This is a genomic window from Mycobacterium dioxanotrophicus, from assembly GCF_002157835.1.
GTDB lineage: Bacteria > Actinomycetota > Actinomycetes > Mycobacteriales > Mycobacteriaceae > Mycobacterium > Mycobacterium dioxanotrophicus.
Genome location: NZ_CP020809.1, coordinates 3,402,449 through 3,427,129, shown reverse-complemented (window position 1 = coordinate 3,427,129; position 24,681 = coordinate 3,402,449). Strand labels below are relative to the sequence as shown.

General features: G+C 67.3%; 27 protein-coding genes. 16 read left to right on the top strand and 11 right to left on the bottom strand.

Annotated elements, in window-relative coordinates:
* The first annotated feature begins 80 nt into the window (after window positions 1-80).
* On the top strand, window positions 81-788 hold the full coding sequence (locus BTO20_RS16565; protein ID WP_087077445.1) for a DUF899 domain-containing protein: 708 nt from the start codon (window positions 81-83) through the stop codon (window positions 786-788).
* 6 nt (window positions 789-794) lie between these two features.
* On the opposite strand, the gene BTO20_RS16560 is transcribed toward BTO20_RS16565, so the two are convergent.
* Entirely contained in the window at window positions 795-1,481 is a 687-nt protein-coding gene (locus BTO20_RS16560; RefSeq protein ID WP_087082204.1) for a M15 family metallopeptidase, read from the bottom strand.
* 103 nt (window positions 1,482-1,584) lie between these two features.
* Between BTO20_RS16560 and BTO20_RS16555 the strand changes: the two genes are divergently transcribed.
* Genes BTO20_RS16555 through upp form a run of 3 tightly spaced genes read left to right on the top strand, consistent with a single transcriptional unit; the run spans window position 1,585 to window position 4,726 of the window.
* Window positions 1,585-2,865 carry a GTP cyclohydrolase II gene (locus tag BTO20_RS16555; protein ID WP_087082202.1) on the top strand — a complete coding sequence of 427 codons (1,281 nt, stop codon included), beginning with the start codon at window positions 1,585-1,587 and terminating at the stop codon, window positions 2,863-2,865.
* Window positions 2,862-4,088, top strand: coding sequence for a URC4/urg3 family protein (locus tag BTO20_RS16550; protein ID WP_087077444.1), 1,227 nt, complete (start codon window positions 2,862-2,864; stop codon window positions 4,086-4,088). Before BTO20_RS16555 ends, BTO20_RS16550 begins: the two co-directional genes overlap by 4 nt.
* An 8-nt stretch (window positions 4,089-4,096) precedes the next feature.
* On the top strand, window positions 4,097-4,726 hold the full coding sequence (gene upp, locus BTO20_RS16545) for a uracil phosphoribosyltransferase (RefSeq protein WP_087077443.1): 630 nt from the start codon (window positions 4,097-4,099) through the stop codon (window positions 4,724-4,726).
* Between the two features lie 10 nt (window positions 4,727-4,736).
* On the opposite strand, the gene BTO20_RS16540 is transcribed toward upp, so the two are convergent.
* The 3 genes from BTO20_RS16540 to ripD all read right to left on the bottom strand — a co-directional run bounded on the left by BTO20_RS16540 (window position 4,737) and on the right by ripD (window position 7,342).
* A complete protein-coding gene (locus tag BTO20_RS16540) occupies window positions 4,737-5,519 on the bottom strand; it encodes a hypothetical protein (RefSeq protein WP_087077442.1) in 783 nt (260 codons plus the stop codon).
* A 59-nt stretch (window positions 5,520-5,578) separates the two neighbouring features.
* A complete protein-coding gene (locus tag BTO20_RS16535) occupies window positions 5,579-6,637 on the bottom strand; it encodes a M48 family metallopeptidase (protein ID WP_083170107.1) in 1,059 nt (352 codons plus the stop codon).
* Between the two features lie 84 nt (window positions 6,638-6,721).
* Complete coding sequence (gene ripD, locus BTO20_RS16530; protein WP_087077441.1) at window positions 6,722-7,342, bottom strand: NlpC/P60 family peptidoglycan-binding protein RipD; 621 nt, start codon at window positions 7,340-7,342, stop codon at window positions 6,722-6,724.
* Window positions 7,343-7,604: 262 nt separating this feature from the next.
* On the opposite strand from ripD, the gene tenA reads away from it, so the two are divergent.
* Window positions 7,605-8,279: a thiaminase II gene (gene tenA, locus BTO20_RS16525; protein WP_087082200.1), complete on the top strand. Its 675-nt coding sequence runs from the start codon at window positions 7,605-7,607 to the stop codon at window positions 8,277-8,279.
* 56 nt (window positions 8,280-8,335) lie between these two features.
* Here tenA and tpx read toward each other — a convergent pair whose 3' ends face one another.
* Window positions 8,336-8,830, bottom strand: a complete 495-nt coding sequence (tpx, locus tag BTO20_RS16520; protein WP_087077440.1) for a thiol peroxidase — start codon at window positions 8,828-8,830, stop codon at window positions 8,336-8,338.
* A gap of 60 nt (window positions 8,831-8,890) precedes the next feature.
* On the opposite strand from tpx, the gene BTO20_RS16515 reads away from it, so the two are divergent.
* Complete coding sequence (locus tag BTO20_RS16515) at window positions 8,891-9,784, top strand: aminoglycoside phosphotransferase family protein (protein WP_087082197.1); 894 nt, start codon at window positions 8,891-8,893, stop codon at window positions 9,782-9,784.
* A 22-nt stretch (window positions 9,785-9,806) separates the two neighbouring features.
* Here BTO20_RS16515 and BTO20_RS16510 read toward each other — a convergent pair whose 3' ends face one another.
* Together BTO20_RS16510 and BTO20_RS16505 are read right to left on the bottom strand one after the other, a co-directional pair.
* Window positions 9,807-10,760, bottom strand: coding sequence for an enolase C-terminal domain-like protein (locus BTO20_RS16510; protein ID WP_087077439.1), 954 nt, complete (start codon window positions 10,758-10,760; stop codon window positions 9,807-9,809).
* Between the two features lie 32 nt (window positions 10,761-10,792).
* Window positions 10,793-11,311 (bottom strand): septum formation family protein, encoded by a 519-nt coding sequence (locus BTO20_RS16505; protein WP_232491161.1) that lies wholly within the window; start codon window positions 11,309-11,311, stop codon window positions 10,793-10,795.
* A 75-nt stretch (window positions 11,312-11,386) separates the two neighbouring features.
* Between BTO20_RS16505 and BTO20_RS16500 the strand changes: the two genes are divergently transcribed.
* From BTO20_RS16500 to BTO20_RS16490, 3 genes are read left to right on the top strand one after another with little or no spacing between them, the layout of a single operon-like run.
* On the top strand, window positions 11,387-11,635 hold the full coding sequence (locus tag BTO20_RS16500) for a hypothetical protein (RefSeq protein WP_157680231.1): 249 nt from the start codon (window positions 11,387-11,389) through the stop codon (window positions 11,633-11,635).
* A gap of 10 nt (window positions 11,636-11,645) precedes the next feature.
* Window positions 11,646-12,305 (top strand): MOSC domain-containing protein, encoded by a 660-nt coding sequence (locus BTO20_RS16495; RefSeq protein ID WP_087077437.1) that lies wholly within the window; start codon window positions 11,646-11,648, stop codon window positions 12,303-12,305.
* Window positions 12,305-13,276: a GlxA family transcriptional regulator gene (locus BTO20_RS16490; RefSeq protein ID WP_087077436.1), complete on the top strand. Its 972-nt coding sequence runs from the start codon at window positions 12,305-12,307 to the stop codon at window positions 13,274-13,276. Before BTO20_RS16495 ends, BTO20_RS16490 begins: the two co-directional genes overlap by 1 nt.
* Before the next feature lie 3 nt (window positions 13,277-13,279).
* On the opposite strand, the gene BTO20_RS16485 is transcribed toward BTO20_RS16490, so the two are convergent.
* The 3 genes from BTO20_RS16485 to BTO20_RS16475 all read right to left on the bottom strand — a co-directional run bounded on the left by BTO20_RS16485 (window position 13,280) and on the right by BTO20_RS16475 (window position 16,113).
* Entirely contained in the window at window positions 13,280-13,966 is a 687-nt protein-coding gene (locus tag BTO20_RS16485; protein ID WP_087077435.1) for an Rv0518 family GDSL lipase, read from the bottom strand.
* Window positions 13,967-14,115: 149 nt separating this feature from the next.
* Window positions 14,116-15,330 (bottom strand): acyltransferase family protein, encoded by a 1,215-nt coding sequence (locus tag BTO20_RS16480; RefSeq protein ID WP_087077434.1) that lies wholly within the window; start codon window positions 15,328-15,330, stop codon window positions 14,116-14,118.
* 246 nt (window positions 15,331-15,576) lie between these two features.
* The gene (locus BTO20_RS16475) at window positions 15,577-16,113 is read right to left on the bottom strand and encodes a hypothetical protein (protein WP_087077433.1); all 537 of its coding nucleotides are present in this window, start codon (window positions 16,111-16,113) and stop codon (window positions 15,577-15,579) included.
* A gap of 99 nt (window positions 16,114-16,212) precedes the next feature.
* On the opposite strand from BTO20_RS16475, the gene BTO20_RS16470 reads away from it, so the two are divergent.
* The 5 genes from BTO20_RS16470 (at window position 16,213) to BTO20_RS16450 (ending at window position 21,950) form a co-directional block, all read left to right on the top strand.
* A complete protein-coding gene (locus BTO20_RS16470) occupies window positions 16,213-17,358 on the top strand; it encodes an alkaline phosphatase family protein (protein ID WP_087077432.1) in 1,146 nt (381 codons plus the stop codon).
* Between the two features lie 83 nt (window positions 17,359-17,441).
* A complete protein-coding gene (locus BTO20_RS16465) occupies window positions 17,442-17,777 on the top strand; it encodes a DUF732 domain-containing protein (protein ID WP_029373343.1) in 336 nt (111 codons plus the stop codon).
* Between the two features lie 47 nt (window positions 17,778-17,824).
* The gene (locus BTO20_RS16460) at window positions 17,825-18,289 is read left to right on the top strand and encodes a DUF5078 domain-containing protein (RefSeq protein ID WP_087077431.1); all 465 of its coding nucleotides are present in this window, start codon (window positions 17,825-17,827) and stop codon (window positions 18,287-18,289) included.
* Between the two features lie 332 nt (window positions 18,290-18,621).
* Window positions 18,622-19,050 (top strand): MmpS family transport accessory protein, encoded by a 429-nt coding sequence (locus BTO20_RS16455; protein ID WP_087077430.1) that lies wholly within the window; start codon window positions 18,622-18,624, stop codon window positions 19,048-19,050.
* Complete coding sequence (locus tag BTO20_RS16450) at window positions 19,047-21,950, top strand: MMPL/RND family transporter (RefSeq protein ID WP_087077429.1); 2,904 nt, start codon at window positions 19,047-19,049, stop codon at window positions 21,948-21,950. The genes BTO20_RS16455 and BTO20_RS16450 overlap by 4 nt, the downstream gene beginning before the upstream one ends.
* Window positions 21,951-21,967: 17 nt before the next feature.
* Here BTO20_RS16450 and BTO20_RS16445 read toward each other — a convergent pair whose 3' ends face one another.
* The gene (locus tag BTO20_RS16445) at window positions 21,968-22,729 is read right to left on the bottom strand and encodes an ArsR/SmtB family transcription factor (RefSeq protein ID WP_087077428.1); all 762 of its coding nucleotides are present in this window, start codon (window positions 22,727-22,729) and stop codon (window positions 21,968-21,970) included.
* A 538-nt stretch (window positions 22,730-23,267) separates the two neighbouring features.
* Between BTO20_RS16445 and BTO20_RS16440 the strand changes: the two genes are divergently transcribed.
* Entirely contained in the window at window positions 23,268-23,870 is a 603-nt protein-coding gene (locus BTO20_RS16440) for a glycoside hydrolase (protein WP_087077427.1), read from the top strand.
* 63 nt (window positions 23,871-23,933) lie between these two features.
* Window positions 23,934-24,680, top strand: a complete 747-nt coding sequence (yaaA, locus tag BTO20_RS16435; protein ID WP_087082193.1) for a peroxide stress protein YaaA — start codon at window positions 23,934-23,936, stop codon at window positions 24,678-24,680.
* Window position 24,681: the final 1 nt, after the last annotated feature.

Here is a 24,681-nt window from a genome sequence, read left to right as displayed (position 1 = left end):
TTGTTGACTATATCCGGATGTCGTGGTGTCCTGAAGAAACGGATATTCAACCGTGTTGTTGAACGACAGGAGGAGCCCACATGAAGACACCACCGATCGTCACGGCACAGGAATGGGACGCCGCCCACCGCGACATGCTGGTCCGCGAAAAAGAATTCACCCGGGCCCGTGACGAACTGGCCGCGCAGCGTCGCCGCATGCCCTGGACCCCGGTGCGCGCCGACTACGAATTCGACGGTCCCGACGGCACTGTCACGCTGCTCGACCTGTTCGACGGCCGTCGCCAGCTCATCGTCTACCGCGCGTTCGTCGAGCCGGGCGTGGACGGCTGGCCCGAACACGGTTGCGTCGGTTGCTCTTTGATGGCCGACCACATCGGCAACCTCGCTCATCTGAACGCCCGCGACACCACGCTGGTGTACGCCTCGCGCGGGTCACAGGCCGACATCGCGAGGATCAAGGCCCGGATGGGCTGGCACATCCCGTGGTACACCATCAACACAGAGCCGGCTGCCGGGCAGCCGTTCGATGTGGATTTCGGCGTGGACCAATGGCACGGCACCAACGCCTTCATCCGCGACGGCGACCGCGTCTTCCGCACCTACTTCATCAACAACCGTGGCGACGAGGCCTTCGTCAACACCTGGAGCTTCCTCGACATGACGGCCCTGGGACGTCAGGAGAACTGGGAAGATTCGCCCGAGGGCTATCCCCAGTCCGCACCGTACGAATGGTGGGACTGGCACGACGAATACGGCAACACACGGCCGGCCGCGACGTGCCACTGAACCGGGTCAGCGCGTCTCGAAATGCTGGTAGTCGATCGGTGATCGCCACGCGCCACCCCACTGCCAGCCTCGATCAGTGAAGGCCCGCACCGCGGGATCGTCGCCGTGCAGCAACCCGGGATCCGTGCGCGTGCGATCCAGATACCGTGCGGCATTCGCCGGTTCCAGATCCGTGCCGTCGAGGTACGGATTGAGCAGCGGGTTGAGATCGATGGCCCGGCCGTAGGCATGCAGTGACCAGTTGCCCGAGCCCGGGATACCGCGGCAGTTGAACGCTGAGGTGTTGTTGTCCTCCATCGACAACTCGTCCGCTGCCCGCAGGTAGTGATCCACCGTACGCATCCGCTCGATCGGGTAGCGCATCCGATAGAGCTGGTCGAAGATCGCAATCACTTGCGGGACAAGGCTTTCGTGCACGACGAGCGCACCGCGGCGGGTCTGACCGTCGAAGCCGAGGTAGTCGAGCCCGACACGGCGCAACTGCTCGGGGCCCAACGGGCAGCCGGGATGCCAGGTTGCGCCGAGCTCGTCGGCCGTGACCCGATCGACCGTCGGCGGCGCCTGCACAGACCTCGACGACGACGAGCTCGCCGACGGCTGCCGCTGCGGCGGCGGCGCGGGAGAACACTGGACCAGCGCGACGGCGGCCGCCACCACGGCGACCGCGCGCCGAGCCGGCGTCTGGTCCACCATCTCTTTGTACTCGGCGATCTCATCACACTGTGGCGACGCCGCTGCGCGCCCGCCGAATTCGAGGTTGACTGGAGGCCTCACGCCACAGAAAGGGGCCATGGCCATGGTTGTGGATCCAGGCTCTGCCGCGCAGGCACCGGGTCACGGCCCGGCTCGGCACATCCGGCTGACCTCACACAGCGGTGCGGCCGACGCCCTGACCATCCACTGGGGCGCGCCCACCGCGGCCGAACGGGGCCCCGTCATCGGAACGACGATCACGCGCGCCCACCGCAACGTGATCGGCACGCACAGCGGCTCTTACAGCGTGTACCGCGCCCTGGCGGTGGCAGCCGGAGCACTGTCGCGCGACCACCGCGCCGATCTGACCAACACCGCCCCCACCGACGTGATCGGGCCCTACCCGCAATGGTGCGAGCCGGCCACGATCGTGAGCCTGGACCCGTGGGGCGCCATGGTCGCCGAGGCGTTCACGGCCGAACTCGCCGCCGGCTACGACATCCGCCCCACCATCGCGGTGACCAAGGCTCACGTGATCCTGCCGGAGATCGCCGAAGCGGTCGCCAAAGGCAGGCTCAAGCCCGACGGCCAGATCCTGATGCCGAGCGGTGCCGCCGTGGTCACCAAGGCCGCGATCGAGCCCGTCTGGCATCTGCCCGGCGTCGCGGCGCGCTTCGGGTGCAGCGAGAACGACCTACGCCGGGTGCTGTTCGAGGAGACCGGCGGCATGTACCCCGAACTCGTCACCCGGGGTGATCTCGAGGTGTTCCTGCCCCCGATCGGCGGCCAGACCGTCTACATCTTCGGCACCCCGCGCGATCTCGCCGATCCCGGCGTCGAACTCACCGCGCGGGTCCACGACGAATGCAACGGATCGGACGTCTTCGGTTCCGACATCTGTACCTGCCGCCCATATCTCACCCACGCGATCGAAGAGTGCATCCGGGGCGCGCAGGGTGGCGGCGTCGGGGTGGTGGCCTATTCCCGCAAGGAGGGGCGCGCCCTGGGCGAGGTCACCAAGTTCCTGGTCTACAACGCCCGCAAGCGCCAAGAAGGCGGCGACACCGCCGAGGCGTACTTCACCCGCACGGAATGTGTTGCCGGGGTACAGGATATGCGATTCCAAGAACTGATGCCCGACGTATTGCACTGGCTGGGTATCCGCAAGATCCATCGCCTGGTATCCATGAGCAACATGAAGTACGACGCCATCACCGGATCCGGCATCGAAGTCGGCGAACGGGTGAACATCCCCGACGAGCTGATCCCGCCGGACGCTCGAGTCGAGATCGACGCGAAGATGGCCGCAGGCTACTTCACGCCAGGACCGGTACCCGACGCCGAGGAGCTCAGGATCGCCAAGGGGCGCGGTCTCCTGCCATGACCGCCGCCGACACCGAGGCCGCAGCCGCGGTCGCCACCCTGCGCACCACCGCCGCCATCCGGGAGCGGGCCGGCGTCCTGCTGCAACGGGCCAGGGCCGGGCGCTCACCCTGGTTCGTGGTCGACGACGAGGCGTTGCCGCGCGCAGCCGCCGAAGTCGCCGCGGTCACCCGGGAGCGCTATCCGGATCTGCGCATCCCCTATCACAGCCGGTGGCGCCACTTCGAAGCCGGCGGCGTCGACCGCAAGGCCGAACTGGACGCCCGGCTGGCCGATCTCGACCCGTCAGCACGGGCCAGGACCGTGATCGATCTAACCGTCGTCAGCGTGCTGCTCGACGCCGGGGCAGGCCCCGGCTGGCAGTACCGCGAAGCCACCACCGGGCGCAGCTTCGCCCGTTCCGAAGGTCTCGCCGTCGCGAGCTGGCACGCGTTCTTCGACGGCGTGTTCTCCAGCGACCCGGGCCGACCCTGGCAGGTCGACGCAGCGGGGCTCAGCGCTCTCGATGACGACGCGCTGGCCCGGGCATTCCAGGTGGACTCCCGCAATCCCCTCGTCGGCCTCGACGGGCGGGCACAGCTGCTGCGTCGGCTGGGTGCCGCGACGGCAGGCCAACCCGCGGTCTTCGGTGAGCCCGGCCGCCCCGGCGGGCTCTTCGACACCGTGGCAGGCCCGACCGTCCCCGCCCACACCATCCTGACCCGGCTGTTGACCTCGCTGTCCGGTATCTGGCCGGCCGACAACGCCATTGACGGTCAACCCCTGGGTGACTGCTGGCCGCACCCCGCAGTGCCCGGCGACGGACCGTCGTGGGGCTGGATGCCGTTTCACAAGCTGTCGCAATGGCTGACGTACTCACTGCTCGAACCGTTCACCTGGGCCGGTGTCGAGGTGACCGGCCTCGACGCGTTGACCGGTCTGCCCGAATACCGCAACGGCGGCCTGCTGCTCGACACCGGGGTGTTGCAGCTGCGGAAGCCGGAGTGGGCCCGACGCGCCTGGTCGGTGGGCGACGAACTCGTAGTGGAGTGGCGAGCCCTGACCGTTGCGCTGCTCGACGAACTCGCCGCCCTGGTGCGGGTCCGGCTCGGTGCGGGCGCCGAGCGACTGCCGCTGGCATGTGTGCTCGAAGGCGGCACCTGGGCCGCCGGACGCCGGCTGGCCGAGCGGCTGCGGGCAGGCAGCCCACCGCTGACCATCAGCAGCGACGGCACGGTCTTCTAGGAGGCGCCATGGGCAACCTGCACATCGTGGACCACCCGCTGGTCCAGCACAAACTCACCATGATGCGGCAAAAAGAGGTGTCCACCAAAGGATTTCGGCAGCTGCTGATCGAGATCTCGATGCTGATGGCCTACGAGGTGTTGCGCGACGTCCCGGTGCACGAGATCGAGATCGACACCCCCCTGGAGTCCACCACGGGCAGGGTGATCGACGGCAAGAAGCTGGTGTTCGCATCCATCCTGCGGGCAGGCAGCGGCATCCTCGACGGCATGCTCAATGTCGTCCCCAGCGCACGCGTCGGTCACATCGGTCTGTACCGGGACCCGAAAACCCGTGTCGCCGTGGAGTACTACTTCAAGATGCCGAGCGATCTGCACGAACGTGATGTGGTGGTGGTCGACCCGATGCTGGCGACCGGCAACTCGGCGGTGGCGGCCATCGACCGGCTCAAGGAGTACCAGCCGAAGTCGATCAAGTTCGTCTGCCTGCTGACCTGTCCCGAAGGCGTCGCCGCCATGCAGGCAGCCCACCCCGACGTGGCGATCTACACCGCGGCCCTGGACCGTGAACTCGACGCCGACGGCTACATCGTGCCGGGGCTGGGCGACGCGGGCGACCGCATCTTCGGGACCAAATGACCAGAACGGGTCAGCGTTTGCGGTCGCGGACCTTGTAGGTCGAGGGCCAGGACATCCTGGTGTCGTCGCCCAGCAACGGGGTGCCCGATCCGCCGACGCGCACGTCGTAGGCCTCCTGTCCGGCGCCCACCTCGCGGTTGGCGTGCTCCTGCGCGAGGTAGTACAGCTCGTCGATGGCCGCTTCGCTGTAGGCGACGAAGGTGGTCTTGCGGACGATGTCGTTCATCCCCGCGGTCATGCGGTCCGGCAGGATCCGCGATGCCAGCGCGGCGACCCCGAGCAGCACGGCGGGAATCACCCAGTAACAGATGAACGACAGCGGCGTTCTGGTGTCGAGGATCGTGGCGTCGCCCTGCACGATCGGCGGGATCGCCGACGACACCGTCATACCGCCGAACGCGGCCACCCAGATCCACGTCAGGATCGTCACGATCCGCTTGAACAGGTCGCTCTCCACCACCCCCGGAGGTTGGCCCGCGGCCGCGTACTCCTGCACGAACGGCTTGCCGATCAACAGCCCGGTCAGCGCGACCAGGAAGATGCCTGCGTTGCTCAGCGCCTGGATCCATTTCTGCAGAAAATCCTGGCTCAACACCATCGTGAGGATGGTCAGCACGACGAAGGTGCCCAGCGCGCCGACCTCAAGGGTGCGCCCCGAGGTCCCCGCGATCCGGCTGATGACGAACGTAGCGACAGCGGCTGCCAGCGCGACGAGCACGGCGGTGAGAAACGGCACGTTGCCGACGAGAACCCAGTAGATGATCCACGGCGCGAAACCAAACAGGATGCCCACGACAGGTCAGTCTAGGGACTTACCGTTGCCGCGACGGCAAGTCCCACGGCGGACGTCGGCTATTCGTCCTCGGAGCGCGAATTACGGCGCCACTCAGAGATTTTGCGTCCCATCGAATCGGCCGCGCTGGTGGCCGCCTGACCGACCCCGTCGACGAACCCGCCCAGCCCGTCGCGGATGCCCCGGATCAACGGATCGTTGGACTGGTCGAAACCGTCCTTGTACTGCCGGGCGGCGGCGGTGACGTCGTCGGACCAGCGGACGCTGTCGTCATCGGCCCGCAGCGGATAGTCGCCGGCCATGATGGCACCGTAGCCGCCGGTGTCGACCCATCGGGTCAAGGCGGCCGCACGCAGCACCGAGAACGGGTGGCTCTGCAGTTCGAGATTGAGCAACTTGAGCACACCGTCGCGCATGTCACCGGCCGCGTCGTAGTCCCTGGCCTGCGCCAGGAAGGCCTGCGTGTCGAGCTTGTCGAGGCGGGCACCGGCGGCCAGCTTGAGTTCGACGCGGATGGCGGTGTCGAAATCCTGCCCGCACAGCAGACCTGCCCGATCCCCCGAAAGCTCGGATTTGCGTTGCCACTCCTGCAGTGCCGCCACGATGGCGCGCAACGCCCACCCTCCGAGCGGGATGAAACCGAACGACGCCGCAAGGCGCATCAGGTGATTGAGCATGGTCCGGTACACCGCGTGCCCGCTGAGCGCATGACCCAGTTCATGCCCGATGACGAACCGCATCTCGTCATGCGTCAACAGGTCGTACATCCCAGAGGTGATGACGATGAACGGCTCGTCCATCCCGATGGTGAATGCGTTCGCGAAAGGTGACTGCATGACGAACATTTCGGGCTTGGTAGGTGCATCGAGCACCTGCACGCACTCGTCGAGCAACGCATCGAGGTCGGCGAACTGACGCGTCCCCACCCGCGCCGAATTGGCCAGATACACCAACCGGTGCTGCCGCTCGCGCAACATCCCCGACAGGATCTTGAGAATCTGGTCGAAACCCTTGAGCCGGCGCAGCGCGGTCAGCGCCGTGCGGTCGGCAGGGTGCTCCCAGGCCCGGGAACTGATGCCGGGGAATACGGTCCGTGTGGTCGCGGGTGGCTGATCCATCGGCGTGCCCTTCGTCGTGTCAGACCCAACACTACGGAGGGTGGCACCGCGGCCCCGACACCAATCCGGGGCCGCCGCCCGGCGTCAGGCGATGATGCGGACCAGGTACGGCGCCATGCCGTTGGTCCGCACCGGCGACACCGCCACGCCACGCTCGGTGGTCTCGACCATCTGACCGTTTCCGACGAACAGTGCGACGCTCTGGGTGCCCTCCGGGCCGTAGAAGATCAGATCGCCGGGAGCCGCCTGCGCGGGCATGACCTTCTGCCCGACCTTGTACTGCTCACCGGAAGACCGCGGCAGCTTCACCCCGACGCCTGCGAACGAATACACGATGAGACCTGATGCGTCGAAACCGACGACGTTGGGAGCGACGGGCGCGGCGGGCGTGGCACCGAGACCCAACAGGCCGGGGAACAGCCCCGGGGATGCCGGTGTGGCGGGCGCCAAGACCGGCCCCGCGGCACCGGGGAGAGCGGGATTGGCGGCAGCCACGGCCGCGTCACGCACGACGCCACGGGTAGGCCCGTTGGAGTCCCCGCCACCGTAGACGAACGGCACACCGCGTTGCGAAAGTGCCCGGGAGATAACCTGTTCGATGAACTTCTGGTTGCCGGCCGGCCGCTGGTACGGATCTGCGGACGCGAGTCCGGGGGCCGCCAGCAGCAGAGCAACGCTGACCATCAGGGCATACGTGCGCTTCATCGGATACTTCAACTCTCTTCGACCCAGTGTCATCTCAGGCTGACCGCCCGTCGACAGCAGTCACCGCAACTATTTGTACCGGCCGATCGGCGTTCTGCCCAATTTCTCTGCGGCACAACGCTAATGAGATGCAGTACCGTGACCGAACGGTGACTCACGCCAGGCCGGGTGGGCCCGACTCCACCCGCCCCAGGGTATGTGAATGATGTTGTGCGGCAATGCCTTTTCCCGCGGCACCGGCAGACATGACAAGATGGCGACCATGAACGCGACGACAAGCTGGTCGAAACGGTTGTGGACCGACATCGAGGACACCTACACGGCGATACTGGACCACCCCTTCATCACGGGGCTCACCGACGGCAGCCTCGACGACAAGGCCTTCGCGCACTACGTCGCCCAGGACGTCCACTATCTGCGGGACTATGCGCGTGCGTTGGCCCTCGTCGCGGCGAAGGCCCCGGAGCTGACCGATACCGCGATGTTCGCCCGGCACGCCGCCGAGGTGTTCGACGTCGAGCTGGAACTGCACACCCAGCTGCTGCCCGAACTGGGACTGGACCCCGTGACGTTGAATGCGGAGCCGGTGGCCCCCACGACCCGGGCCTACACCAGCTATCTGCTGGCCACCGCGTACGGCGGCAGCTTCGCCGACGGCTTGGCGGCAGTGCTGCCCTGTTACTGGATCTACGCCCGGGTGGGAACCGATCTGGCCGCCCGAGGATCGAGTGATTCGCGCTACCAGCGCTGGATCGACAGCTACGGCGGCGAGGCCTTCGCCGCGACCGTGGCGGAAGTGCTGGCCCTGACCGACCGCGTGGGGCCAACCCTGACCGAAGCCGACGAGGCTGTCGCGCGCGCACATTTCCGGCAGACCGCGCAATACGAATGGATGTTCTTCGACGCCGGATACCGGCGCGAGCAATGGCCCATCTGAGGCCGATACACGTGCTGCCCGCCTGAACCGCAGGCGGGCAGCACGCGGTCGAACGATTACTGCAGCGCGGCCAGCGCGGCGTCGTAGTTCGGCTCGTCGGCGATCTCGGGCACCAGCTCGGTGTAGGCGACATTGCCGTCGGCACCGATCACCACGACGGCACGACCGAACAGCCCGGCCATCGGACCATCGGCGATGGTGATGCCGTAGTCCTCACCGAAGCCGTCGCGGAAAGCCGACGCGGTGGTGACGTTCTCGATGCCCTCGGCGCCACAGAAACGGGCCTGCGCGAACGGCAGGTCCTTGGACACGCACAGCACGGCAGCGCCACTGCCTGCGGCCTTCTCGTTGAAGGTGCGCACGCTCGTGGCACAGGTCGGGGTGTCCACCGACGGGAAGATGTTCAGCAGCACGGCCTTGCCACGGAACTGCTCGTTGGTGACCGGGCCGAGATCGGTGCCCGTGAGCGCGAAGCTGGGCGCCGGCGAGCCGACGGCGGGCAGCTCGCCCACGGTGTTGACGGGGTTTCCACGCAGGGTTATCTGTGCCATAGGCACAGTCTGTCAAAACCGGCGCCGGGTCAGACAGGCCGGGGTGCGACCATGGAGCCGATGATCGATCTGCCCGACGCGGTGCGCGCGATGGCCGTGCGTGGACCACAGTGGCAGGACTGGGTGGACCGGCTGCCACGGCTGCTGCAGACCCAGCTCGACGACTGGGCGCTCACCCCGGACGGGGCGCCCATGCACGGCTTCTGCTCGATCGTGGTGCCGGTGCGCAGCCGCGACACCGGGCCCGCGGTGCTCAAGATCGCGCTGCCCGACGAGGAGTCCGAACACGAACACCTCGCGCTGCGCAGGTGGGGCGGCGACGGTGCAGTCCGGTTGCTGCGCGCCGAGCCGCATCGCCGGGCGCTGCTGCTCGAGCGGTTGCAGACCCGAGATCTCAAGGGGCTGTGGGACATCGAGGCGTGCGAGATCGTCGCGTCGCTGTACCGCCGGATCCATGTCCCGGCACTACCCCAGCTTCGCCGGCTGCCCGCACTCGTCGAACGCTGGACCGCCGACCTGACAGCACTCCCCCGCAACGCGCCGGTCCCGCGCCGCCTGGTGGAGCAGGCCATCACGCTGGGCACCGAACTCATCGCCGACCCGACCTGCTCGGCAACACTCATCCACAGCGACCTGCACTACGAGAACGTGCTGGCCGCCGAACGACAACCGTGGCTGGTGATCGACCCGAAACCGATCAGCGGCGACCCGCACTACGAGATCGCCCCGATGCTGTGGAACCGGTGGGACGAACTCGCCGGCTACGTCCGCGACGGCGTGCGGCGGCGCTTCTACACCCTGGCCGATGCCGCCGAACTCGACATCGACCGGGCCAGGGCCTGGGTGATCGTGCGAACCATGCACAACGCGATGTGGGAGCTCACCGAGCAGGATGAACCGGACCCCGACTGGCTGACGATGTGCGTGACCATCGCCAAGGCCGTGCAGGACTGAGCGCTCTCAGCGCCCCGCAACCTCAGCGCCCCACGACAGTGGCCGCGCGGACGCGGTCACGCCACCACGCGATCCGCTGCGGGTCGGTGACGGCGTAGCGGTCGATCAGTTCCGGCTGCGGCGCGGGAGGCATCGGGGCGACGGGCAGGAAGCCGTCCGCGACGGTCAGCGAACGGGATTGGGCGACGACGTCGCCCGCCAGCAGCGCGCGGCCGCCGAGTTCGCAGGCGTAGGGCAACTCGGGCAGCGCACCCGCGAGCGCGAGCCCTGCCATGAGGCCGATGCTGGTCTGCACGGTCGAGGTGACGACGCACGGCAGCCCCGTCGTCTCGGCCACCTGCAATGCGCGGCGTGCGCCGCCGAGCGGCCCGCACGACACGACGGCGACGTCGGCGGTCGCGCGCGTCACCGGCTCGTGCGCGTCGAGCACTGACGCATCGGCCGCGATACGCACGTCGACCCGTGCCCGCACCCGGGCCCCGTCGGCGAGGTCACGGCAGGGTTGCACGACGAACTCCAGGCCGCCGGCCACCCGGTGCAACTCCGCGATCGCCGCCACCGCGGTGTCGACGCCCCACCGCCCCTTGGCATCACAGCGGATCGCGCCGTCGGGTCCGAGGGCCTCGCGCACCGCCGCCACCCGCGCGACGTCGTCGGCCAACGTGGTGCCGACCTCGACGGTGGCCGACCGGCAACCCGCTGCGACCGCGATGTCGTGGGCGCGCGAGGGGTCGACGGCGGGCACAGTGGCCGCGATGGGGATCCGGCCGCGCACCGGATCGGGCCAGCCAACCGTGCCGGGCTCGGTCGCCGCCGTCAGCCAGCGGACCAGCGCCGCGTCACCGGCATCGGACGGCGGGCCGAACTCGCCCCAACCCTGCGGCCCCTCGACCAGCACGCCCTCGTAGACGGTAGTGCCATCGCGCAGGGGAATTGCGAACACCGGCGAGCTGTCGAGGTCGATCAGGGTCTGCACAATCAGGTGACGCTAGCCGACGCCGGATCGCCTCACCGACGCGCGGACCGGGTCAGCTCGGTCCCGTCGGCCGCATACAGCACACAGATCACCGAGCTCGGTTCCGGATTGTTCGAGGTCCGGTCCTGGCGGGAATCGATCAGATAGGTCACCGACAACCCGCTGCCGGCAGCGGGGTGCCCGGTGTAGGACGCGAATCCCGAGGCACAGGCCTGGTCGGCCACGCCCGCGACGGCGTCGTTGACAGCCACATCACCGCGGTAGAACGCCTCGGCGCGATGCGGCGCGGCACAGTCGACGGTCGTCACCATCACCACGCTCGGATCGGTCGGCGGCATGTCGACCAGGCAGTCACCGGCCTGCAGATCGACCCATGCCGTGCTCTGCTCCTTGCCCAGCGCAGCGGCACTCGGCGGTGCGGCCGGCGTCGCGGAGTGCGTCGATGTGGCCGGCTGCGCACTCGACGGGCCCGCGACGTGCTGCCCGCCGCCGCATGCCGTCAGCGCCGCGCCCACGATCAGCACCGTGGGGATACGCATCGAGGTGAGCAATGTGGACCTCCTCCCCTCGTCGCAGCCTAAACTTCCAAGCAGGTCAGAGAGCCACGAACACGTCAGGAGTGCGGCATGGGAAGCCGAACGCGGTGGAGCATCACGACGCTGGCAGCAGTGGTGTTCGCCGCGGTGCCACTGGGATTCGCCGGCAGCGTGGCGCCCGCGGTGACGGCGGGCTGCCCGGACGGTGAAACCGGTGTCATCTACGGATGCGCGCCGTTCTGCGTGCCCGGCCGCCAGCTCGACACCGCGACTGGGCTGTGCCTGCCGGTTCCTCCGCCGCCGGCAGCCCCGAATGGTGTTGCGACACCGATGGTCTAGCTTGAGCGTCATGGCACATGTTCTGACCGTCAACGTGGCTCATCCACGTCCCAATCCCGACGATGAGCGCACGGTGACGGGCATCGACAAGCGCCCGGCCGACGGGGCGGTCGCGGTCCGTGCCCCCGGGCCCATGCACGGCGGCCTCGGCAGCGGTCTGGTCGGCGACACCATCGGCAACCAGTTGGTACACGGCGGCGACGATCAGGCGGTCTACGCCTACGCCCGCGAAGACCTCGACGACTGGCAGAGCGAACTGGACCGCGAGATCGCCAACGGGGTGTTCGGCGAGAACCTCACCACGACCGGTGTCGACGTCACCAACTCGGTCATCGGCGAGCGGTGGCGGGTGGGCTCGGACGGGCTGGAACTCGAAGTGTCCCGGCCGCGCATCCCCTGCCGCACCTTCGCCGCATGGCTTGAGATCAACGGATGGATCAAAACCTTTACCAGGACTGCGATTCCGGGCGCCTACCTGCGGCTGGTGACACCGGGCACCGTACGCGCGGGTGACGAGATCGTGGTGACCGAGCGGCCCGATCACGACGTGACCGTGGGCATCGTGTTCCGCGCGCTCACCCTCGAACCCCAATTGCTGCGCGAAATCCTGCGGGCCGAGGCGCTGCCGACCGAACTCAAGGAACTCGCCTACCGCCGCACCGCAGGCTGATGGCCGGCAACGCCCGTCCGCGCGTGGTGGTGATCGTCGTCTTCGACGGCGTGAAGTTGCTCGACGCGGCGGGCCCGGCCGAGGTGTTCGCCGAGGCGAATCGGTTCGGCGCGCAGTACCTGATCCGGATCGCGTCACTGGACGGATGTGAAGTCACCACCTCGATCGGCACGAAATTCCCTGTCACTGAACGTATTTCAGACATCAACGACGTCGACACCGTGCTGGTGGCCGGCGGCGACAACCTGGTCGGGCGGCCGATCGACCCCGCCCTGGTCTCCGCGCTGCGGCAGGTGCCGGGCCGTACTCGTCGGCTGGCGTCGATCTGCACCGGCGCGTTCATCCTCGCCGAGGCGGGCCTGCTGAAAGGCCGGCGCGCCACCACGCACTGGCGGCACGCGCGCCTGCTCGGGCGCGCGTATCCCGACACCATCGTCGAGCCGGACGCGATCTTCGTCGAGGATGCCGACATCTACACCTCGGCGGGGGTGTCGGCCGGTATCGACCTGGCGCTGGCGATGGTCGAGCGGGATCACGGTGCCGACCTGGTCCGCGAGGTGGCGCGGTCGCTGGTGGTGTATCTCAAGCGGGCAGGCGGTCAGTCGCAGTTCTCCACGCTGGTGGAGGTCGAGGCCTCCGAGCCTTCCGCGTTACGGCGCGTCATCGATGCCGTCGCCGCCGATCCCGCCGCCGACCACAGCGTGAAAAGCCTTGCCGCCGTAGCATCTTTGAGTACCCGCCAGCTGACGCGGCTGTTTCAGGCCGAGCTGGGCACCACTCCGGCGCGGTATGTCGAGCGGGTCCGCACCGACGTCGCCCGAGCGGCGCTCGACGCCGGGCATTCGGTCGGGGAAAGCGCCCGGCTGGCCGGTTTCGGCAGTGCCGAGACGCTACGCCGGGTGTTCGTCAGCCAGCTCGGCGTAGCCCCGAAGGCCTACCGCGACCGCTTCCGCACCTCGGCCCCGAACTGACACTCAGAGAGCGCGCGGCAGCTGCCTGCCGATGAGCGGGGCCAGCCGGTCGGCCATGTACGCGTGCCCGGCATCGGTGGGGTGGATACCGTCGCCACCGATGAGGTCGGGCCGGTCGAAGAACCAGCCGTCTTCGATCGGATCGTAGAACGCCGCACCCACGTCGCGGGCCTGGGCCTTGAGGATGTCGCGGATGTTCAGGATCGAGGGCGGCACGTCGGCCGACACCCACGGCGGCGCGATGACCAGCAGCTTGGCCGACGGCGCGATGTGCTGCGCGAGCGTCAACGCGTTGTGGCTCATCATCGTGATCGCCGCAGGGTCCATGTCCTTGTCGTTGCGCGACCCGAAGAACACGATCAGCGAGTCGTCGGGCTTCACCGCGCGCGACGTCAGGTCACCGAAGATGCTGCCGTGGTTACCGCGCTGCACATAGCCCGCTCCGCCTTCGGCGACCACGTCAGCCTTCACCTGCACGCCACGATGGGCGAGCTGATCCCACGCCAGGGTGGTCCAGCCCCGCGGACCCTCGCCGCCCTCCAGGCTGCCGGTGGTGTACGAGTCGCCGATGACGGCAATGTGATTGAGCCGCGGATCCAGACCGGATGTCGTGTACCGCTGCACAGGAACGTGCGTGACCACACCCGCCAGAAGGCCAAGTGAGATGACGAAAGTGAACACACGACTCACTGCTACCTCCACTGCCGGTGAGACGACGTGTCCCCCACCGTGATCACGGTGCGCCTTTGGCCCCGAGGCAGGTTACCCCAGCCACGGTGACACACCGATAACGAGCCCATTACAACCTGTGGCACAGGCTGTTTCGCTGCCGCGCGCATCTATCCGGCGCGTGCGGAAACGCCGGTCGGGCGGGCTTCGAGCTCGCCGTCGATACGGTGCAGTCTGTTGGGTGGGTCCGCCGGTTTGATGTCGACCATCCTGCGCATCCAGCGCCGGGCCGGTTCCTCGACGACGTGATACAGCAGGACGGCGCCGAGGACCGACAGCGCGACGAGGCCGAACACGGTCGCCTTACCGGACAGCGTCGGCGTCAGCGTGATCTCGAACTGCTTGACCGTCCATATCCATGCCGTGTGGACCAGCTCGTGCACCATGTAGAGGCCGAAGGAGATCTGCCCGCCATAGACGAGCAATCGGGTGGACAGGAACGCCGGGAGGCTGCCGGTGCCGACGGCGAGCAGCACGATCAGCGGCACGAACAGCAGATCGACGATTCCGCCTGCGTCGCCGACGGTGTTCAGCGGATGGGCGTCGAAGAAATACAGGCCGCCGATGACGAGCGCCACCAGCGGGATGGACAGGTAGCCGGCGCGCCGGCAGGCCGTATCGCTGAGATCCAATTTGCGCACCGCGGCACAGGCGAGCGCCCCCGCGGTGAACTGCATGACGATTCTCGGCAACCAGCTCCACGGCGTGTAGATGTGCCCGCTCACCAGCATCAGCACCACGGGAGGCGTCGAGGCCGCGATGGCAAGCAGGACCAGGCTGCGCGCCCGGGTGGCTCGTGCGACCCGGAACACGACGAGGATCAACGCACCGAACAACAGGTAGGCCAGCCACTCGGCGCTGATCGACCATGCCGGGCCGTCCCAGCTGGACCCGTCGAAGTAGGGCTGGAACCACAGCTGCACCAGGAAGAGCTGCCGGAAGTAGCTCACCGCGTTGAAGGGGCTGACGTCCTCCGGCGGGATGTGACCGACGTTGATGGTGAAGATCACCCACAGCGCGGCCAGATGCAGGGTGACCAGGTATACCGGCCAGACCCGGGATAGTCGCAACCACAGGAAGTGCAGAGTGGCGCGGGTGGACCAGGACGGGCCCATCCGCTCGAAGTAGTTCCACGTCAGCACGAAACCGCTGAGGATGAAGAACAGGTCGACGCCCTGCGCGCCGCAGTTGAGCACGGGCGCGAGCGCCTTGGTGATGTCGGGCGCGACTTGATATAGCAGCGGGCGGAAGTGGAACAGCACCACCCACACGGCTGCGACGATGCGCACTCCGGTCAGGGCTTTGATCTCTGCGCCGCGCGCCACGTTTTACGTATCCTTGCCGATTTCCGTGTCCACACGCCGATTCGACCTGGCGACCGGCGGCCTTCGCAGACTAACAGCGGGAGCGCTCAGGTCGCGCGTCGCCGCTGCTGTGCACTTGCTGAACCCCGGCCACCGCAGGGCGATGTGCGCACCGGTTTTGCTTGCGCGGCAAGGCAATCAGGCCACGCGGGCGCCACCAGTACGCATCTTGGGGTGCAGGCTCGGCGTGTCGGGCCCGCGCGGCCGTCAGGGCGTCGGTACCTGCGATCCGTCGTACTGGCGGGCGCCGTTGTTCAGGGTGCCGAGCATGCCGCGGAGCTGGCCCCCGGCGATCAGCGCAGGCAGCAGGCCGCCCTGCGCCTGCGCGTCCGGCGGCGCATCGGTCTGCGCCCACGGCTGGCAGCCACTGGTCTTGAACGCCTTGTCGGTGGGCTCGATCGCCACCGTCTGCGCCTTCTTGGTCATCGCGTTGTCGATGATCGGGTTCTGGTCGTCACCGATCCGCTTCCAGTAGCACGCACCGTTGCCGACGGGGCCCGCCGACGCGTACGTGCCCGGCGCGATGTCCTTGCCGACCACAAAGGTGCCGTCGTGATCGATGCTGGTGGCCAGAGCGCCGGCCGGCGCCGCAGGTGCGGGAGCCGGCGGTGCGTTCGGGTCGGGCGCCGGCGCGGCGGGCGTCGGCTCCGGCGTGTCGGGATCAGCGGTGGCTACGCCGCTGAAGGTTCCAACCCCGGCCGCGACAAGCGCCGCGGCGAGAATCGCTGCTCTCGTCGGCCTCATAGCAGGCCAGCGTACCGGTTGCCCGGGCATGCCCCACTGTGCGCGCACGCCCGCACCGCGCCGACCTGGGCCGGCCGAGAGGTGTGGGAAGCTCGCGATGTGGATGTGCCACACCTTGATCCGGATGCTCCCGCGCTGGCCGACGTGGTCCCGGCGGTGCTGAGCACGCTCGGGGTGGCAGGCTTCGAATCCCGCCTCCAGCTGCCCGGCCCCGCGCGCGGTGCGTGCGTTCTGCTGGTGGACGGGCTCGGCGCGGAACTGCTGGATTCCCATGCCGCCGACGCCCCGGTGCTGGCCGGTTTGCGCGGCCAGACACTGCAGGTGGGCTTCCCCTCCACGACGGTGGCCGGCCTCGCGGCGATCGGCACGGGATGCCGGTCCGGCGAGCACGGCCTGGTGGGCATGTCCTTCCGGGTGCCCGACTCCCCCGATGTTCGAGTGATGAATGCCCTGCGGTGGCGACCGCACCCCCGCGGCGACGACCTGCGCGAGCAGGTGCGCCCCGAGGAGCTGCAGCCACTGCCCACGACGTTCGAGCGGGCAGCTGCGGCCGGGGTGGCGGTCAGCGTCGTCTCCGGTGCGGAGTTCGCCGAGTCGGGGCTGACCCGGGCGGTCCTGCGGGGCGCCCGCTATGTCGGTGTGCATGCCCTCGGCGAGCTCGCGGCCGGTGTCACGGACGCGGTGGCGCGGGGCGGATTCTGTTATGGCTATCACGGCGAACTCGATCTCGTCGGTCACTTGCACGGGCCGGGCTCGCCGGCCTGGCGGATGCACCTGCGCCAGGTCGACAAGCTGGTCGAGTCGATCGTCGAGACGCTTCCGCCCGACGCGCTGCTCGCCGTCGTCGCCGACCACGGCATGGTCGCCGTCGACCCCACCGCGGTCGTCGACCTCGATGAGCGGACGGACCTGCACGACGGCGTAGCCGATATCGGCGGTGAAGCGCGGGCCCGGCACGTCTACACCGCGGCCGGTGCGCGTGACGATGTGCTGGCCCGGTGGCGCGACGCACTCGGCGACACGGCATGGGTACTGCCCCGCGACGAGGCCATCGCCGCCGGGTGGTTCGGGCCGCGGATCCGCGACGCGGTGCGGTACCGGATCGGTGACGTCGTGGCCGCGACACGCGGTTCGGCGGCGTTGCTGCGCCGCACGACCGAACCGATCGAGTCGTCGCTGATCGGCCAGCACGGCTCATTGACCAGCGCCGAACAACGAATTCCACTCTTGGTGGCCTACGGTTGAGCAGCGGTGATCCGGCGAATTCGGCATTGGATGTTCGGGGGTTGACTGTCCAATTCTGTATTAGATGATCTAAGATTCAGCGCATGAAGCTTGCAGGCCTGGCAGCAATCGGCGCCGCCGCCGCCATCGCGTTCGCCGCTCCGGCACACGCCGAGATCGACACCGACTTCGCGAACCAGCTGCACACTTTCGGCATCTACGGGCCGCGTGACTACAACGCCTGGATCGGCAAGATCGCGTGCAAGCGCCTGCACAACGGCGTCGATCATGACGCCTACCAGTCGGCCAAGTTCGTCTCCCAGAACCTGCCCAAGGACAGCACCACCGCACAGGCCTGGCAGTTCGTGGGTACGGCCATCAACTTCTACTGCCCTGACCTGCAGCCGGTGATCGATCAGGTCGCAGCGCATCAGGGCTGATTGTCAGCCAATCCAGATCGAGGGCTTGGAGCGAAACATTGAAGGCTTTGCGTACACGTCGGGTAAGCAATCTGATCCGCGCCGGTGTCGCCGCGTGTGCCGTCGCGGGTAGCCTGGCCGCCGCGCCGGGCCCGGCGTCGGCTGATGCCACCGACGACTACCCGATCCCGAACCGCATCCTGCGGACCACCTGCACCGCAGAACAGATCATGGCTGCCGCCCGGGACGTCGAGCCCGTGTACTACGAGCGGTACATGATCGACTACAACAACAAGTCGCCCGAACTCCAACAGGAGACGCAGGACCGGATCCACTGGTTCTTCTCACTCGATTACGCGGCCCGCCGGCAGTACTCCGAGGACACGGCGACCAACGCGTTCTACGAGAACATGGCATGGAAGTGGCCGAACTGGGCCAAGTTGTTCTTCAACAACAAGGGTGTCGCGGCCCGCACCACCGATGTCTGCGCGAACTACCCCGCCGGCGACATGTCGGTATGGAATTGGCAGTAACCCACGGGTACGCCAAACCCCCTGCGGCTCGACCGCAGGGGGTTTTCTTTTTCAGCGGCGGGTGCATTGCCACGTCAGCGTCGACCGGCGCGACGCCGGTTACCAGCCACGACACGGGTAGCCGCCCGTTTTGCGAATCTATTAAATAGGCTAATATCTCGCCTTAATCAAGGTGACGGCAACCGTGAACGGGGATAGCGACAGCGCGTGTCCGCATCACACCGGCGGCTATCCAATCGACTTGATTGAAGTTAGCCGACTGTATAGGTTTCACTTGTCGTACGGCAAGGACAGCTGTCTCGTCGCGCACCCGAAAGGCTGACCAGCGAAACATGAAGCTCTTGAGACGGTTCTGGATCCCCGTGCTGATCCTCGTGGTGGTGCTCATCGGGGCATTCACCGTAATGCGGGTCCGTACCTTCTTCGGTGCCGGTGACGGCTCGGGTGTCGCCAGCGCGAAGGTCGACGACACCAAACCGTTCGACCCCAAAGTCGTGGTCTACGAGATCACCGGGGAGCCCGGCGCCACCGCCGACGTCAACTACCTGGACCTCGACGCCCAGCCCCAGCGCGTCGACGGGGTGTCCCTGCCGTGGACACTGCGACTGGAGAGCACCGCGCCGTCGGTGTTCCCCAACATCGTGGCGCAAGGCGACGGCAGCACCATCAGCTGCCGCATCACCGTCGATGACGAACTCAAAGACCAGCGCACGTCCACCGGCGTCAACGCCCAGACCTTCTGCTTGGTGAAATCTGCATGAGCACCCCCACGCACGACACCCCGACAGACGCCTTCCCCGCCGCGCAGCCACCGCAGGCCAACCACGGCGGGCTCGCCAAGTGGATCCGGCGCCTGGCGCTGCCGATCATACTCGGCTGGATCGCGGTCATCGTGGTGCTCAACGTGATCGTTCCCCAGCTCGAAGAGGTGGGGAAGATGCGCTCGGTGTCGATGACCCCCGATCAGGCGTCGTCGATGATCGCGATGAAGCGCGTCGGCGAGGTGTTCCAGGAATTCAAGTCCAACAGCTCGGTCATGATCGTGCTGGAGGGCGACGAGCCGCTGGGCTCGGACGCCCACGACTATTACGACCAGATTGTCGCCAAGCTGCGCGACGACACCAAGCACGTCGAGCACGTGCAGGATTTCTGGGGCGACCCGCTGACGGCGTCGGGTGCTCAGAGCTCTGACGGCAAGGCCTCCTACGTGCAGGTCTACACGGCCGGTAACCAGGGTGAGGCGCTGGCCAACGAGTCCGTCGAAGCCGTTCAGAACATCGTCAAGAGCGTGCAAGCGCCGCAGGGCATCCATACCTACGTGACCGGCCCGGCGGCCCTGTCGGCCGATCAGCACATCGCCGGCGACCGCAGCATGCAGATGATCGAAGCTCTCACGTTCACGGTCATCATCGTCATGCTGCTCCTGGTGTACCGCTCGATCGTGACGGTCGTGCTGGTTCTGCTGATGGTGGTGCTGGAGCTGTCGGCGGCGCGCGGTCTGATCGCGTTCCTGGGCTACTACAACATCATCGGGCTCTCGACGTTCGCGACGAACCTGTTGGTGACGTTGGCCATCGCCGCGGCCACGGACTACGCCATCTTCCTGATAGGCCGATATCAAGAGGCCCGCAGTGTCGGCGAGGACCGAGAATCGGCCTACTACACGATGTTCCACGGCACCGCGCATGTGATCCTGGGGTCCGGGTTGACCATCGCCGGCGCCACGTTCTGCCTGCACTTCACCAACCTGCCGTACTTCCAGTCTCTCGGTATCCCACTGGCCATCGGCATGGTCACCGTGGTGTTCGCGGCGCTGACCATGGGGCCCGCGGTGATCACGATCGTCACGAAGTTCGGTAAGACCCTGGAGCCCAAGCGGGCCATGCGTACCCGCGGGTGGCGCAAGGTCGGTGCCGCGGTGGTCCGCTGGCCCGGACCGATCCTGATCGCCACGATCGCCCTGTCCCTGATCGGACTGCTGACCCTGCCGGGTTACCGGACCAACTACAACGACCGCAAGTACCTGCCGTCGGACCTCCCCGCCAACAGCGGGTACGCCGCGGCCGACCGGCACTTCTCCCAGGCCCGGATGAACCCCGAGCTGCTGCTCATCGAGAGCGACCACGATCTGCGCAACTCCGCGGACTTCCTCGTCGTCGACCGGATCGCCAAACGCATCTTCCAAGTCCCCGGCATCTCCCGGGTGCAGGCCATCACGCGCCCGCAGGGCACGCCCATCGAGCACACCTCGATCCCGTTCCAGATCAGCATGCAGGGCACCACGCAGATGATGAACATGAAGTACATGCAGGACCGCATGAAAGACATGCTGAAGATGGCTGACGAGATGCAGGTCTCCATCAACACCATGGAATCCATGGTCAAGCTGACTCAGGAGATGGCCGACACCACGCACAGCATGGTCGACAAAATGCATGTGATGGTCGCCGACGTCGCCGAATTGCGGGACCACATCTCTGATTTCGACGATTTCTTCCGGCCCATCCGCAACTACCTGTACTGGGAACCGCACTGCTTCGACATCCCCGTCTGCTGGACGATGCGGTCGATCTTCGACACCCTTGACGGCGTCGACACCATGACCGACGACATTCAGAAGCTGATGCCGGACATGGATCGGCTCGATGTCCTGATGCCGCAGATGGTCAAGATCATGCCGCCCATGATCGCGACCATGAAGAACATGAAGACGATGATGCTGACCATGCAGGCCACCATGGGCGGGCTGCAGGATCAGATGGAAGCGATGATGAAGGACCAGACGGCCATGGGCCAGGCCTTCGACGCGTCCAAGAACGACGACTCGTTCTATCTGCCGCCGGAAACGTTCAACAACCCGAACTTCAAGCGCGGCATGAAGATGTTCCTGTCGCCTGACGGGCATGCGGTGCGGTTCATCATCAGCCACGAGGGCGATCCGATGAGCCCCGAAGGCATCTCGCACATCGACGCCATTAAGCAGGCCGCCAAGGAAGCCATCAAGGGATCTCCGCTGGAGGGATCCAAGATCTACCTCGGCGGCACCGCGGCCACCTTCAAGGACATGCAGGAAGGCGCCAACTACGACCTGCTGATCGCCGGAATTGCCTCGCTGTGCCTGATCTTCATCATCATGCTGATCATCACCCGCAGCGTGGTGGCCTCGGCCGTCATCGTCGGGACCGTCGTCATATCGCTGGGCGCATCCTTCGGCTTGTCGGTGCTCATCTGGCAGCACCTCGTCGGGTTGGAGCTGCACTGGATGGTGCTGGCCATGTCGGTGATCATCCTGTTGGCCGTCGGCGCCGACTACAACCTGCTGCTGGTGTCCCGGTTCAAGGAAGAGATCCACGCGGGCCTCAACACCGGCATCATCCGCTCCATGGGCGGCACCGGCTCGGTGGTCACCTCCGCAGGCCTGGTGTTCGCGTTCACCATGATGTCCATGGCCGTCAGCGAGCTTGCCGTCATCGGCCAGGTCGGCACCACCATCGGCCTGGGCCTGCTGTTCGACACCCTCGTCATCCGGTCGTTCATGACGCCGTCGATCGCGGCCCTGCTCGGAAAGTGGTTCTGGTGGCCTCAGCAGGTGCGCCAGCGGCCGCTACCCGCTCCGTGGCCCAAGCCGGCGGAAAAGGATCGGGCAGACGCTCTCGCCTGAGGCACCACGCCAGGTGCTCAGCACGGCGCGTCTTGTTCCAACCGGGATTTCAGACCAGCCAGCTTCATCGGCCAAGTGTGTGAGATCAGCGGCAGCACGACGCTGCCCGGGCTGAGGTCGTCGTGGACGACGGTGAGCTTCACCAGATCGTCGAGCGGCTCGATGTCGAAATACACGCGCGAGCGGGGTTCGGCGGCAGCGGCGACGAGAAGTTCCTCGCTGATGCCTGAGACGTCGGCGGTGAGCGTGCGGTAGGTGAATCCGAGCCGTCGATACGGATCGGACTCCAGGATCAGCTGATCGGGATGTTCGGTCCGCAGACCGTTTTCGATCCACACATAGCCCGAACCCTTGAGCCACGCCGATTCGATCGCATGGCCCAGATAGTCCGGGGCGACCGCCGGGTTGGTGACGGCCTGCCACAGTCGCTCGGGTGTTGTCCTTATATACGTGGTGTAGCGGAACTCTCGGACGTCGGGCGCGTCGTGCCCCACCCGGTCGCCGAGGGCAGGCGTCGTCGCCCGGTCGTACCGGCTGAGCCACCCGTCGGTGATCGCAGTGATGGGCTCGACATTGACGTAGTGCAACTTGTGCCTGCCCTGGCGCACCGTGGTGACGAGCCCCGCGGCCTCCAGCAGCGCCAGGTGCTTGCTGATCGACTGCCGGGCGATCGGCAGGCCGGCACACAGCTCAGCCAGGCTCTGCCCGTCGCGGTCGTTGAGAGCGTCCAGCAACTGCCTGCGGTTCGGGTCGGCCAGGGCCTTGAACACCTCGTCCATCACCCACCGGCCTCCTGACCCGCAGCCATTCGGCAGCGCCGTCTCATTATGCAGCCGTTTGGCTGCATGTAGTCGTCAGAGGCCCCGTGAAATCGCTGCGGCACGCCCCATGGTCGGGGAATTCATACCGGTCCGCCATTCGCCAGAATCGCTGCGCAGCGTCCGGTGCGACAATGCCGTCCGCAACTCATAGGACGTCCCCGCTTCCGGGCACCGAGTGCCGATGGCCGCTCCGCGAGCCGATCCCACTCGGTCGCGAAATTGCCTATTTGATAAGTAATTTCGGCCAATTCACGTATTTCCGCACCCGATGGCGCCGTGACGCAACAGCTGCCGAACCAAGTGCGACAACGACATTGGAGTAAACCGTCACACGAACCCGATGAGCACCTCGGCAGGCGGAAAGATCCTCGGAACAGGCACCGCCGATGACCACACTCATTCCGAAATAGCGTGAACCAGCCGATACTCGACAGCCCTTGTGAAGGGTGTCACATATTTTGTCAGCCCAGTTTTCCTGCTGTTAACGTCCCGCCGCATGTTTGCTATTGCGACCGCATCGCTGATGGCGCTCGTCCAGTCCGTTTCGGGCACGCCGTATATCTCCGGTGGTGACACTCCCGCCGGGACCGACTGCTCCGGCCTGGCCTCGTGGGTCAGCAACGTGGCAACCGGCCGCCCCGCCTTCGGCGACCGCTTCAACACCGGCAACCAGGAGCGCGCGCTGCTGGCCCGCGGCTTCAAGTACGGCAGCGAGCCGGGTGCCCTGGTGATCGGCTGGAACGGCGGACACACCGCCGTGACCCTGCCCGACGGCACCCCGGTGTCGTCCGGCGAGGGCGGCCGCGGCGTCAAGATCGGCGGCGGTGGCGCCTTTCAGCGACAGTTCACGCACCACATGTACCTGCCGGTGGCCGCCGAGGATCCGGCCGCAATAGCACCCGAGGCACCGTTCGACGCTCCGCCGCCGGACGCTCCGATGCCCCCGGGACCCCCGCCGATGGCCGACCCGATGGCTCCGCCCCCGGCCGACCCGTTCGCCCCGCCGCCACCGGTTCAGCTGGACGTGCCGGCGCCCCCGGCCCCCGAAGCGCCCGGCGCGCCGCCGGCGGATCCGTTCGCTCCACCCATGCCGGTCTGACCGGACACGGGTCACACCGATCGGAGCGCCATGGACCACGACCTCTCGGCTAACGTCGCCGTCGTGATCGTGCTCCTGCCTCCCTCGGAGACCAAGCGCGCCGGCGGGGACGGCCCACCGCTGCGCCTGGACCAGCTCAGCTCTGCGGCTCTCACCCCGCTGCGTGAAGAACTCGTGGACCAACTGATCGGCCTGTCCGCCGACCTACCGGCGAGCCGCAAGGCGCTGGGACTCTCGGCCAAGCAGGACCCCGAGATCGAGCGCAATGCCGAACTGCGCTCGGCCCCGACACTGCCGGCGATCCACCGCTATACCGGCGTGCTGTACGACGCACTCGACGTCGACTCGTTGCGCGGCGCTGCCGCCGAGCGGGCGCGCGCCCGGCTCGCCGTCGGGTCGGCACTGTTCGGCCTGCTGCGTGCCGACGATCCCGTGCCCGCATACCGGCTGTCGGCGACCTCGAAATTGCCAGGACAACCGGGGCTGAGCACCCGCTGGCGTCCGGTGCTGGAGCCGGTGCTCGCCGAGTTGTCCGCCCAACACCTGGTCGTCGATCTGCGATCGGGCTCCTACGCCGCACTCGGCCGCATACCCGGCGCGGTCCGCGTGCAGGTGCTCGCCGAACACGCCGACGGACACCGCACCGTGGTCAGCCACTTCAACAAGGCACACAAGGGACGCCTGGCGCGGACCCTGGCGAGTTCCCGGTCCGAACCGGGCGACGCCGCAGCGGTTGCCACGATCGCCCGCAGGGCCGACATGCACGTCGAACGCGACGGCGACGAGCTGACCGTCGTCGTGCCTGCCTGAC